The sequence below is a fragment of the Brakhagea baltica genome, assembly GCF_052161605.1.
GTDB lineage: Bacteria > Planctomycetota > Planctomycetia > Pirellulales > Pirellulaceae > JBKCUI01.
The window spans coordinates 1,895,505-1,907,942 of sequence record NZ_CP197409.1 but is presented as its reverse complement, the minus strand read 5'-3'; the positions used below and the strand labels follow the sequence as shown (position 1 = coordinate 1,907,942).

The 12,438-nt window shown below is 50.3% G+C and carries 10 protein-coding genes; 6 read left to right on the top strand and 4 right to left on the bottom strand.

Annotated features, from left to right (window positions below; all coding sequences use genetic code 11):
• Positions 1-157 precede the first annotated feature (157 nt).
• The gene (locus SH449x_RS07265) at positions 158-676 is read right to left on the bottom strand and encodes a DUF456 family protein (protein WP_482380665.1); all 519 of its coding nucleotides are present in this window, start codon (positions 674-676) and stop codon (positions 158-160) included.
• Positions 677-977: 301 nt separating this feature from the next.
• Here SH449x_RS07265 and SH449x_RS07260 point away from each other — a divergent pair, with 301 nt between their 5' ends.
• Positions 978-3,986 (top strand): FG-GAP-like repeat-containing protein, encoded by a 3,009-nt coding sequence (locus tag SH449x_RS07260; RefSeq protein WP_482380664.1) that lies wholly within the window; start codon positions 978-980, stop codon positions 3,984-3,986.
• A gap of 126 nt (positions 3,987-4,112) precedes the next feature.
• Here the strand turns inward: SH449x_RS07260 and SH449x_RS07255 are convergent, their stop codons facing one another.
• Both SH449x_RS07255 and SH449x_RS07250 read right to left on the bottom strand, forming a co-directional pair.
• On the bottom strand, positions 4,113-4,286 hold the full coding sequence (locus SH449x_RS07255; RefSeq protein WP_482380663.1) for a hypothetical protein: 174 nt from the start codon (positions 4,284-4,286) through the stop codon (positions 4,113-4,115).
• Positions 4,287-4,294: 8 nt separating this feature from the next.
• Positions 4,295-5,347: a DUF1559 family PulG-like putative transporter gene (locus SH449x_RS07250; RefSeq protein WP_482380662.1), complete on the bottom strand. Its 1,053-nt coding sequence runs from the start codon at positions 5,345-5,347 to the stop codon at positions 4,295-4,297.
• 595 nt (positions 5,348-5,942) lie between these two features.
• On the opposite strand from SH449x_RS07250, the gene fliP reads away from it, so the two are divergent.
• Genes fliP through SH449x_RS07230 form a run of 4 tightly spaced genes read left to right on the top strand, consistent with a single transcriptional unit; the run spans position 5,943 to position 9,159 of the window.
• The gene (gene fliP / locus SH449x_RS07245; protein ID WP_482380661.1) at positions 5,943-6,881 is read left to right on the top strand and encodes a flagellar type III secretion system pore protein FliP; all 939 of its coding nucleotides are present in this window, start codon (positions 5,943-5,945) and stop codon (positions 6,879-6,881) included.
• A gap of 31 nt (positions 6,882-6,912) precedes the next feature.
• On the top strand, positions 6,913-7,188 hold the full coding sequence (gene fliQ / locus SH449x_RS07240; RefSeq protein WP_482380660.1) for a flagellar biosynthesis protein FliQ: 276 nt from the start codon (positions 6,913-6,915) through the stop codon (positions 7,186-7,188).
• A 56-nt stretch (positions 7,189-7,244) separates the two neighbouring features.
• Positions 7,245-8,042, top strand: a complete 798-nt coding sequence (locus SH449x_RS07235) for a flagellar biosynthetic protein FliR (RefSeq protein WP_482380659.1) — start codon at positions 7,245-7,247, stop codon at positions 8,040-8,042.
• Between the two features lie 4 nt (positions 8,043-8,046).
• A complete protein-coding gene (locus tag SH449x_RS07230; RefSeq protein WP_482380658.1) occupies positions 8,047-9,159 on the top strand; it encodes an EscU/YscU/HrcU family type III secretion system export apparatus switch protein in 1,113 nt (370 codons plus the stop codon).
• A gap of 4 nt (positions 9,160-9,163) precedes the next feature.
• Here SH449x_RS07230 and SH449x_RS07225 read toward each other — a convergent pair whose 3' ends face one another.
• Complete coding sequence (locus tag SH449x_RS07225; protein ID WP_482380657.1) at positions 9,164-9,898, bottom strand: helix-turn-helix domain-containing protein; 735 nt, start codon at positions 9,896-9,898, stop codon at positions 9,164-9,166.
• 135 nt (positions 9,899-10,033) lie between these two features.
• On the opposite strand from SH449x_RS07225, the gene SH449x_RS07220 reads away from it, so the two are divergent.
• Entirely contained in the window at positions 10,034-12,130 is a 2,097-nt protein-coding gene (locus tag SH449x_RS07220; RefSeq protein WP_482380656.1) for a S9 family peptidase, read from the top strand.
• Positions 12,131-12,438: the final 308 nt, after the last annotated feature.

Below are 12,438 nucleotides of genomic sequence, written 5' to 3'. Positions count from 1 at the left end.
AGGTCAGAGTTTTGCCACAGCCTTCCGGAGCTTCCTTCGTCGCGAAAAGATGCACCGCTGATTAAGCAGCATGAGTTTCCTGAGAGCCACCTCGCAAGAGGTGGCTCTCAGCATTTCCAGGGTGATGCAAAAACGAAATGCACGATGGGAGGTTTCATTAAAACAAGTCAGTCCAAACCGAAACGATTAGGATGACGAGCAGAATGGTTCCGCACAAGGATTTAAGGATTGTTCCGAAGAGCCGGCCCCAAAACGCTCCCCAGCCAATTTTGATCGCGTCGTCCCAGTCTTTGCCGTCCCAGTACTCCCCTACGATGGCACCCGCAAATGCGCCGCAGCATCCGAACAAGACCGCAGCGACTAGACTGCCGACAATCGGTATGGGAATTCCGATAAAGATTCCTGCAATCGCTCCGATTGCAGAACCTATGACCGCAAGAATTCCTCCTTTTTTCGATCCTCCCAGGCGATTCACTCCGAGAGAACTTGCCACGAATTCCAGAACTTCTCCAATGATAGCAATGCTAAGCATCGCGGCGAGCACCGTCAGCGAGACATGAGAGCCAGTCTCGGGATTAAAGAAGAAATAGCATAGGCCAGCTAAGGCCATCAGCCCCCAATTGCCGGGCATGCCAATAAGAGTCAGAACCCAAAAGATCAGGGAAAGGATTGACACTACAATTGGGGCAACCCATCCTAGCCAAAAGTCCCAGTTCAATTCTAACCCTCGTTGCTCTAAACTTTTTAATCACGGAAGTTCTCCGAAAATCGGGTCAAGTTCCGCACGCCTATCTGCCAGCCGACTTGAAAGTATACAATGTTGTTCGACAGCTATGCACTAATCTTGGCTGGGCCGTGCAATGCGTCGTTGTAGACTTTGGGTTTGGATCGTCCTCAAAGGCGAGGCTGATCCTAACTAAGTTTGCCAGACCGTTTTGAATCCGCCATTTCATCCTTCCATCTCTCTCCATCGTCTCATGCCTAGAAAATACTTTCTCAGTGCGTTTTTCACGTTGACGCTTTTGGTGGTTGTTGCCTCGCTTCTGGCCCGGACATTTCAGCCCCGAGTTACTCTACGAGACGCGCGAGAATCTTTTCGTGCTGGCAAGTTTGAACGAGCGGAAGAGCAGGCGTTGAATGTTTCTCAAAACTTCTCGGGGATGAGAGAAGAGGCACTACTTTTGGCAATAAAGTCCGCGTCAGCCCAGACTCATTACCAGAGAGCCTGGATGTACTCAGAAGAGCTATTGAAACCCCCACAAGAGTTCTCGGCGGAGTACGGTAGCATGGCGGGAGAATTCGCCTTTCGCGCGGGGCAACTGCATAGGTCCATCTCCCATTTCGAGCGATTAGTTCAAGAGTTCCCAGAGGTTGCTGAGTTCCGAAAGAGGCTCATCTATCTATATGGCATGACTGGACGCAACTTTGATGCGAGGGAACATCTCAGGTGGCTAGTGGACCGAGGCCTTCATGATTTGAATATCCTTCTGGTTCTTGGAGCACCGAACCAGGTTGTAAATTTTGATGAGGCATTGAAAGATATTCAGAATCAAAATCCGAATGACCCATCACTACAGCTTGCTCTGGGACGAGTTGCGCTGGCAAACCAACAGAATGAGATAGCCAAAGATCATTTGCTTCGAGCTGTTGCATTACTACCAACATCAGTGGAAGCATATGTTAGTCTAGGTCAGGTGGAATCGGAGTTACGAGACCCGGAAGGCGTCAAACGATGGATCAAGAAAAACTTGGAGGGGCAGATCCCTCACCCCATGTTTTGGATCACCCTTGGAAAATGGGCTAAAGAGTTCGAGGAGTATGACGTCGCGTTGGACTGTTTTATTAGGGCATCTCGGCTTGATCACAATCACGAATCGGTCTACTTCTTACTCGCGGAGGAGTATGGTCGCCGCGGTGAGCTTGAGAGGGCCAAGCTTGCTATGGATCGGCATGCGAAAATCAATAACTTCGTGCGGCTATGTTTGGAAATGTATACCCGTCAACCGGACGCGCGAACAATTATTGACGCTGCGAATCGATGCAAAGAACTTGGGAGAACAAAAGAAGCTGACGCCTGGGCCAGTCTAATTCAACGAGGTTATGGGGAGCCCAATCCACAATTAATGCAGGCAGCGGCAGCGTTACGAAAGACTCTGAATGGAAACCCGTTGGTGTGGAATTCTTTACCCAAGCCCTTGGATTTACCATCAGCGGATGGAGACGTTGAAATTACGTTGATTGCCTCGATGCTAGATTTGCGAATTTCCGAGACTCCAGGTGTAGATAGCCAAGAAATTCGATTTTCCAATGTAGCACCAACTGCTGGACTGAATTTCTCTTACTTTTCCAGTCCTAAACCAGGTGCCGAGTCGAAACAGTTGTATGAATTCGCAGGAGGAGGTGTCGGGGTTTTGGATTTTGATAGGGATGGTTGGCCCGATGTAGTACTTTCCCAGGGGTGCCACTGGCCTCCCGATGAGATACCAGCCAAGCGACACAGACGCGTCCCTAAAGGGGCTGATGCTGGGCTATCGACCGAGGAGCCCTTAACCCAGGTATTGTTTCGAAATCAGCAGGGGAAATCCTTTATAGACATCTCAGAAGCTTCCGGTATCAACTATTCTGCGTATGGACAGGGGGTAGCATGCGGTGATGTTAACAACGATGGATTCGATGATATCTACATTGCAACGATCGGAAGAAACATTCTGTTGTTGAACAACGGCGACGGAACTTTTGACGATGTCACGGTGGAGTATGGTATCGTTGATCAATCGTGGACCACCAGTTGTGCGATTGCTGATATGGATACGGACGGTTACGCGGACATATATGATGTCAATTACCTGCAAGGAGAAGATCTGTTTACGAGAGAATGTCGCTGGGAGGGAAACAGAATTCGCATTTGTGGCCCCGGAACGTTTGAGGCATCGTCGGACAAATTATGGATCAACAATAGATCCCAGTTCATGGAACAGAGTCGAGAAATGGGTGTGTCAGCCTCCGACGGAAAAGGACTTGGGATCGTAGTCGGTTCCTTTCTACAACCTCAAACCAACTGCATTTTTATTGCGAACGACCAAACCGCAAACCACTTCTTTTCTCGTGTACCGATTGAGGAATGGCCGTTGAACGCCACTGATTCTATGCCAAAGGCGAATATGTCTTTTCGCAACATAGCCGATTTGGTCGGGCTATCCATGGATAGTAACGGAGCTAAACAAGGGTGCATGGGAATTGCAGTAGGGGATTTTGATGCCAACGGAAGTTTAGATTTTTTTGTCACGAATTATGTTACAGAATCCAACACTCTTTACTCTCAAATCAATCCTGCAAGGTTTGAAGACCGTACGAGGAGGGCAATGCTGAGCGAACCGAGTTTTGCTATGGTTGGATTCGGGACCCAAGCGGTTGACCCATTGTTGGATGGCAACATAGATCTTGTTGTGACAAACGGTCACTTAGACCGATTTGACTTTAAAAACCAGCTCTACCAAATGCCGCCGCAGTACTTTCGGAATGATAGCCGCGGAGTGTTCCAAGAAGCTAGTAAAAGTTGGCAGGGATATTGGGCGGGAAGGTACTTAGGACGGGCAATGGCCAAAGTCGACTGGAACAGAGATGGAAAGGAAGATCTGCTGATATCGCATTTGGATTCGCCAGTCGCACTGTTGGAAAATCAATCGTCGACAGTTTACCAATCGATATCATTGCGACTTGTTGGCACGATTTCTAGTAGAGATGCAATCGGGACACAGGTGAAGATAGTCGATAACCAAAAGGAACAGATTCAGATCCTATCCGCAGGTAATGGCTATCAGTGTTGCAATGAAAAGCGAATCATTTTTGGAACAGGTGCTACCAAAAAGGTTCCTATTCTAGAAATATCCTGGATTGGAGGAGTAGTAGAGAGATTCGAGGGGGTTGAGGTAGGAAACTGGATAGCGATCGAAGGAATTGGATTATTTTCGGAATCACCAAAATGATTTGCTACGGGTGGTTCTTGGGAAAATCTTGGCCTTTAATGTAATCGTATGAATGTGGGCGTGTTAAAAAAAAGAGGGCACCGCCGCGCGATGCCCTTCATAGAAAAGTGAAATTTCCGAATCAGCCTAGGTTTTTGGCTTCCCGCCACCGAGAGGCTTCATCTCGATGGAGCCAGGGTTAGTAAGTGCTCCCTCGTTGAAATCAGGGTTCTTTCGTGGATCTGGACGCCTTTCGCACCCCGCTAGGAAAAGAACTCCCAGCGACAAACATACAGTCAATAAAACAACAACGTTCTTCATGGTTTTCCTTAGTTTCGAGGATCCGCGTTAACTACGCCGTCTGCTATCGCGTTCAATCGCAGGTAAACACCGTAGTCGATGTTCTCAGAAATAAAATTGACACTTCCGTCCGCGGCGACCGTATTGATACCGTTGGCCGTGTGCTCACTAGATGCACCTGGCCACTCGGTGTTGATACCCCAAGCCGTCAAATAGGTTGGTGTGAAAGCATGCGGGCCCGCTCGGAACCACCCGGCATTTCCGCGTGCAGAGCCATCGGGATTCCTGGTCCGCTGCCCTCCACCTTCGTTGCCTGCCCAACCAGCGTATGCTGTGGCAACCAGAGCGCTGCAATATACTCGGTTACCTTGTCCGACTCGAAATGCTCCAGTTCCTGAAGTGTTAAACCCACCTCCAAAGTATCCAGACGAGTCCTTTTCGCTAACGACCACGGTATTTGAAGTGCCATCCCTAATCGAAGCTAACGTTGTAACCCTGCGAATGGTAAACGCACCCGACAATTCGGAGGTCACCCCCGCTGGAAATCCAAAACTGTTCCAAGGCGCATTGGTACCATTGATCGTCGCGGTTTCCCACCAGTGGTAGCCTTCACTACCCGCATAATTGGTCGGAGTGATATTCTCGTGCGCACGATAGACTTCATCGTAAGCAGAATCCGACGGACAACGGAGAAACGGCAATCTCGCACTGATGATCCGATTTCCATTGAAATCGACTTGCGGCCAGATAGGTAAAGCAAAGTTGATTTGTTGGTGAAGAGCGGTTGCCTCGCAGTATGGCAAGATCCCAACAATCCAGGTGGTGTGATATGGCAAGAGGAAATTAGGATTCCCCGGACCATATATACCTTGAGTCGGAAAAGCTCTAAACGCAGACTCATAGTTCAGAAGAGCCAAGCCAATTTGCTTCGCATTGTTCGAACACGACATTCTTCGGGCGGCCTCGCGGGCCGCTTGCACCGCGGGCAACAACAGCCCGACCAAAATTCCGATGATGGCTATCACCACCAACAATTCGACGAGCGTAAACCCTCGCCTTTCTAGATTTCTAACTCTCTTCATACCGACAGCACTCCCGGGAAAAGATGGGGAAACAAGTACTAAAACGATTCAGCGGCAATACGCCACCAGTATTTGTTCTACCAAACCTATCGGCAGGATGCAACATTTTGTGGTAAATAAAACCTCGCTAATTTGCCGTAAGGGGGGCTGCACCCCTCATTCGGGTGGTTTGTCGGCAGTTTTACGGATTTGATCCACTTTTGATTCGCTATTGGATATCTGTGTATTCATCCGCATTTCCCCCTGTCTTCCCAGGCTGCCAAGCCCAAGAACTCGCCAGTTTGTGTCTGCCTCGCCTTGCGATGTCTCGAGACTGACTAGGAACCGGGAAACTAGTGTGCCGAGCCCCATTTCGAATCCTCGACTTTTTCTTCAGGAAGGTATTGCGCGAGTCAAATTCCATCCATCCATCATTACCTACCGGTTAAAAACACAGAGTTGCGCCGAACTAATCAAATGCCATCGCCAAAGGCGATTGGCCGAACGGCAACTAGTGACATTGGCCTAGCGACGAATCCCAGAATCCGTTACTTGAGACAAAGTCCAAAAAATAGGCAAAGTTTCTCCATTCAGAAGCCACGGTCCCTAAAATCGAATGGTCGTTCTTCCTCACCAATCAACATTCTATAAGTATCTGGCTAGGCTTCTGGTACTCGTTGCCTACCTCGGGCTCGCAGGAACCCTTGCTCAAGCCCAGGAAGCTACCGGAATTTTGCAGCGGGCTCAACAAGCTCGAATCGAGTCTGATGCACGCCAATCGCTGCAAAATAACGCTTCGGCCACCGGAACGACGGAGGCGCAAGGCGAGTCGGCAATCGAGTCTCTTACCAACCAACTAGCGGGCGGACCGGAGGCGTGGCTCAGCCCAAAGGGGCTGTCGAGCTCGCTCCAAATTCTCATGCTCCTCACCGTGCTTAGCCTAGCACCGGCGATCCTGCTCATGACCACTTGTTACGTCCGAGTGATCGTCGTTTTCGGATTGCTGAAACAGGCACTCGGTGCTCAACAGCTACCTCCCAGCCAAGTCATCACCTCAATCTCACTGTTCATCACCCTCTTTGTTATGAGCCCCGTTTGGACGAGAGTGTACAACGAAGCGATCGAACCCTATACGCAAGCCGGCTCCCAAATGTCCTCAACAGAAGCATGGGAGCGTGGCATTGCCCCCGTTCGCGAATTCATGGCAACGCAGATTGCTTACGCCGACAACCACGATGATGTTCACCTTTTCTACAGTCGCTATGCCCCCAATTCATCAGGGCCTGCGACATTCGATGATGTGCCGCTACAAGTCCTCTTACCAGCCTACATGCTGAGCGAGCTGAAAGTGGCATTTTTGATGGGCTTCAAAATCTATTTGCCCTTCCTGATCCTCGATATCGTCATCGCTTCGGTTACCGTTTCTATGGGCATGATGATGCTCCCGCCCGCTCTGATTTCTACCCCATTCAAACTACTTTTGTTCGTGCTGGTCGATGGATGGCGACTGGTGGTCGACATTCTCCTCCAAAGCTTTGGAACATTGAACACTTGAACAAACCTTTTTCAGGATTGCCTAGACCATCATGAACGCAAGTGAAGCAGTTGATCTGGTTCGAGACGCCATCGCTATGGCATTGCTCCTCGGTGCTCCCCTCTTAGTGATTGGAATGATTGTCGGTCTGTTAATCGGCTTGATTCAAGCACTGACACAAATTCAAGACCAAACCGTTAGTACGGTACCGAAACTGGTCGCAATGACGTTTGCCATTATCGCTTGCCTGCCGTGGCTCACCGATCGAATGATCGATTACTCGCGGGATTTGATTCGGGATATCCCAATCCATGTTGCGAAACGCTAGAGCATCTTTCGGTAGAGACCAGATTCGGGAGCTGCAAAAAAAAGCCTTTGCCTAGTATGGATAGTCTTCAAGCCGTCTCTTCCCTGCTCAACGGTCCGATGTGGACGTTTTTTTGCGTACTAAGCAGACTTGGTCCGTTACTGGTGCTAATGCCTCCTCTCCAAGGAAGCGCGGTTCCGATGAGAATCAAGGCTCTGGTGGTGTTGATGGTTTCCTTTGTTTTGACCCCCATCATCCTAGAGTTTTCTACGCCATTGCCGTCGAATCTATTCGAATTAACTATCGGAATTATCAAAGAATTGCTTTTGGGATTATTGTTTGGGACATCAGCCACGATAGTGGTCAGCGCCCTGCAGATCGGCGGTCAAGTCATTAGCACCTTGGCCAGCCTCGACGTTGCCCAGGCCGCTGATCCAACGACACAAGAGTCGACCACCGTGATCAGCCAGCTTTTCACCTGGGTCGCCATGCTCCTGTTTCTAGTTCTCGGTGGGCATCGCGTCATCGTAGGTGTTTGCATTGACAGCTTTGTCTACTATCCGGCGGGTGGAGTTACTCTCGACGATGCTTGGCTCACTCAACTCTACGGACTGATTGGGCATAGCATGTCTGTAGGGCTCCGCGCTGCTGGTCCGGCTGCCATCATGCTGCTGCTCGCGAACTTGGTTACCGCGTTGATCGGACGAACACTACCACAGCTCAACATCATGGCGATCGGATTCAACGTGAATGTCACCATGCTCCTTATCGTTCTTACCCTTTCCATCACGAGTATCGGATGGGTTTTTCAAGACGAATTGGGGATTTGGGTCGAGAAAACCATCGATTTGCTTCCCGTGAATAAGGGAGCATAGATCGATGGCTCAGGGGGCTGGTGAAAAGAAACACGAGGCAACCGACTATCGCCGTTGGCGTGCCCGTGAAGAAGGAAATGTTCCGAAATCGCAAGACTTAGGCTCATCGGTCTTGTTGCTAATCGGTGTCATTCTGCTCGACAATTATGGTGGCCAAATCGGAGTCGCACTTATTCAGTTGATCACCGATCTCGAAGGTTCTGTTCCCATCATCGTGTCGAGTTCACGAGATGAGACATCCTTGCTACTCAGGCAAGTCATCCGAGTGGGTATCTCCGTCCTGCCATTGATGGCGGGGCTCGTGGCGACATCGTTAATCGTCCATTTTTCTCAAGTCGGCCCGATGTGGCTGCCCCAAAAACTGGCGTTCGATATTCAAAGAATCGATCCCATCCAAGGTACCAAGCGGCTGTTTTCGATAACGAATGTGACTCGATTGGGATTCGGTTTGCTCAAGATCATGCTTGTCGGTGGCATCCTATTGTTGGGTGTGTGGAGCCGATGGAACGAGATTTTAGCCCTCGGTTCAGCCGACCTGACCACTGTTGGAAAGTTTCTTTGGGCCACGATGATGGTTTTGTGCCGCAATGTGGCTATTGCACTAGTGGCTCTCGCCTTTTTGGATCTCGTCTTTCAGCGATGGAAATACGAACAAGACCTGCGCATGACAGACGAAGAACTCCGTGAAGAATACAAAATGACGCAAGGGGATCCGCATACCAAATCCCGGCGCCGTCGCGTTCAACGAGAACTTGCACAACAGCGACTCGCAGTCGATGTCCCCAAAGCCGATGTCGTAGTCACCAACCCAACGGAACTAGCTATTGCACTGAAGTACGATCCGAAAACCATGAAGGCTCCGATCGTTCTTGCCAAGGGAGCCGATTTGGTAGCCGCAAAAATTCGACGAATTGCACTGGAGAACGGAATTCCTATCGTAGAACGAAAACCCCTGGCTCAAGCCTTGTTCAAACAAGTTGACATTGGCAAACCGATTCCAACCTCGGAGTACGCTGCCGTAGCCGAGGTCCTCAAGTACGTTTACGAGGTCAAGGGACGTTCGATGGACGAGCTGACCGAAACACTTAAGGAAACGAAACGTCGCGTTGCAAACTAGCGATCTACGACTGACTTCGAAATTCAGAAGGCGTCAAGCCAATTGTTGATCGGAAGGAGCGTGAGAACGCACTGTGATCGTAATAGCCGCAGGAATGGGCGACCTCCGATACAGACAAGTCGGTCTCCTTTAGCATTCGAGCAGCAGCGGCAATTCGAGATTTGGTCAGCAAATGGCTAGGAGTTATCCCGAACAACCGCTTGGTCAATCGAGTCAATCTCTGCGGAGTGAGTTTTGACCGCTCGGCCAACCACGACGGCGTGCAGTCCGGGGATAACGTTTGTTCGAACTCCCGCAGAGCTGCCGCAAAATCCTCCGGTATCTCCTTGGGGTTCAAGCCAATTCGGAGATCCCTGGAAAAGCCAAGGATACCTATCACTTTTCCCTGTGGATCTTTGATCGGAAGCTTTGTGGTTAAGCACCACACGGGATTCTCGGGGGTCTGCCATTGCATCTCCAAGTGCTCAATCAAGGGCTTACCCGTTTCCAAAACAGAAAGATCCTGCTCGGTCGGAATCTGGCCGAACTCCCCATGGCAAATCTCGCGTGGGCATCTTCCGATGACCTCTGATTTGTTCTTGAGCCCATGTCGCTCCACCAGCGATTGATTGACCGTGATATACCGTCCAGCAGCGTCTTTTATGAAAAAGGCCACGTCAGGCGATAAATCGAACAACATCTCCAAAAGTTCGATATCGATCTGGCTTGGGCGCACCGACGAAAGTTTCGAAATATCCATTGTGCGCGATTCTGTCTTTTAGAGTCCCTAGTCACCAAGCGGTCTGTCTGAAACAAGCAATACTAGTAACATACAATACCGGCACCTGTTTGGTGCAAACATTCTCCCCACCGTTCCCACCAGCTTTCCCAACCCATGCGAATTTCGCTTCGAATCATTACACTGTTATCGACCATCGTATTTGTGGATTTGCGATGCGATTCTCTTCTCGAGGCCCAACCTGAAAAATCGACCCGCATCCCCGCCGAGGCCGAGGAGCGGATTCGCGATATTTATGAACGAAACCGTTACCAACCCCGCAGAGTCCAAGCGGAGTGGCTACCAGATAGCTCAGGTTTCCTAGGCCCTCACTTGGAATCTGGTACCAAAAATACCACCAGAAATTTTTACGACGTGTCAACTGGTACGAGCTCCGAACCAACCACCGAACAATTAGCGTGCCTACCTGAGTCGCAGCAAGTTGCCCCCAACCGATCTTGGAAAATCGAAACAAAGTACCGCGAACTCTCTCTTCGCAGCCTTGAAGAAACCAGCACGTCGGGAACGGAAAAAGTACGAACTTTATATAAAGCTTCTGCGGACCGCGATGTGCGAATTCGCGAAACAAGCTGGAGCCCCGATGGTAAGTATGTACTTTTTTTAGAATCGGATATGACGGATGTTCCGATTCGCCAAGTTTTGATTTCGGATGATCCATCTTATCCACGACTCGAAAACCATCGCTTCGCACGAGTAGGAGAAACCATCGAATCGCTGCGGGTTGGCTTCGTTCCTGCCGAAGGTGGTGAGGTTACGTGGCTCGATCTGAAAACCCCAGAAAACGGGCAGTACCTCGGGCAAATTGGCTGGGCCGGTAACTCTGAAGAAATATTGATTGAAAAGTTCAGCCGTTTCCGTGACGTTCGAGAGGTGATCCTTTACCGGCTTGACGGCAGTTCGACAACGATCTACTCGGAAACAAGCGAGAGCTGGCTGGAATCGAGCCAAGGCAAAATTTCAGGGATCACCTGGATTCGAAACGGCGATGCCTTTATCGTGATCAGCGAGAAAGATGGTTGGCGTCATTCGTATCTCCATGCCCGCGATGGTCGTGAGCTCGCGCTCCTCACCCCCGGAGATTACGACGTGATCGACCGTGCCGTAGTCGATGAGTCGAACCAGCTCTATTACTTCTACGCCTCACCAGAAAACGGTACTCAAAAGTATCTTTATCGGGTTCCGCTCGACGGTTCAGGTGAATTGGAGCGGGTCACACCCAACGAGCAACCGGGCACACACCAGTACCAATTCTCACCCGATGCCCGCTGGGCCATCCACACGTATTCGACCCTGGATTCTCCGCCCGTGGTCGAACTTGTAGAGCTGCCTTCGCATCGAGTTGTGCGAGTCCTAGAGGAAAACTCGCCTTTGCGAGAGAGAATGAAGCAAGTTATCACGCATCCTACCGAGTTCTTCTCTTTGGATATCGGCAATGGATTCTACGCAGATTCCTGGATGATCAAGCCGAAGGATTTTGATCCGAGAAAAAAGTACCCCGTATTCATCTATGTGTACGGTGAACCTCACTTGCAAACAGTGCTAGATGAATGGGGCGCATCGCAAATCGATTTCCATCGGGCGATTGCGGATCTAGGCTACCTCGTCGTGTCTTTTGACAATCGTGGGACGCCCGCTCCAAAGGGGGCTGCATGGCGACGGGCTGTTTTTGGAAGTCTAGGTCCATTGTCGACCGAGGAACAAGAAGCTGCCTTGAAGTCGCTCGGGCAAAAGTTCGATTTTGTGGACCTCTCTCGCGTGGGAATTTGGGGCTGGAGCGGTGGAGGCTCTAACACTCTCAACGCGATGTTTCGCAAACCTGAATCTTATCATGTCGGGATCGCTGTTGTCCCCAAACCACAGCCACATCTTTACAACGCTTGGTTTCAAGAAATCTTCATGCGCGACCTCAAGGTGAATCCAGAAGGATACAAGACGGCAGCCGCGATCAATTATGCCGAGGGTCTAAAAGGTAAGCTCTTAATCGTGACTGGTTCAGGCGAGACGAATACCCATATTCAAATCATCGAGGGCCTGGTCGATCGCTTAATCGAGCTCGGTAAACCCTTTGATTACTGGGTTTACCCAAATCGGGATCATGGTTTGCGCGAAGGTGCTGGTACAACGGTCCACGTCAGATTGCTGATCATCCGCTACCTGCTTAACAACCTAACTCCTGGACCGAGCGGCAAATGAAAACTACCAAATCCATTTAGGAGCAGGGCACGCAGCGATACCAATCGAAGCGGACTGGACGCGAGCCCACCGGTAGGGCTCTAGCGCCTTCACCGCCCATCCATCCACCCAGCCAGCCCTCTCCCCCCCCGGTATTTTTTGCTTTCGCTGCCAAAGGCATCAATCGGCTCGCTTCGCATCCCCCGTCACCGCACGGCGATCGCCATTGCTAAATTCAACGTAAATGCGGCTCGTTGCCGGAATGATCGTCAAAACCCACAACCACGGAAAAGGTGTGGTTGCAAAGGTGAAATATCAGTTTTGTAACA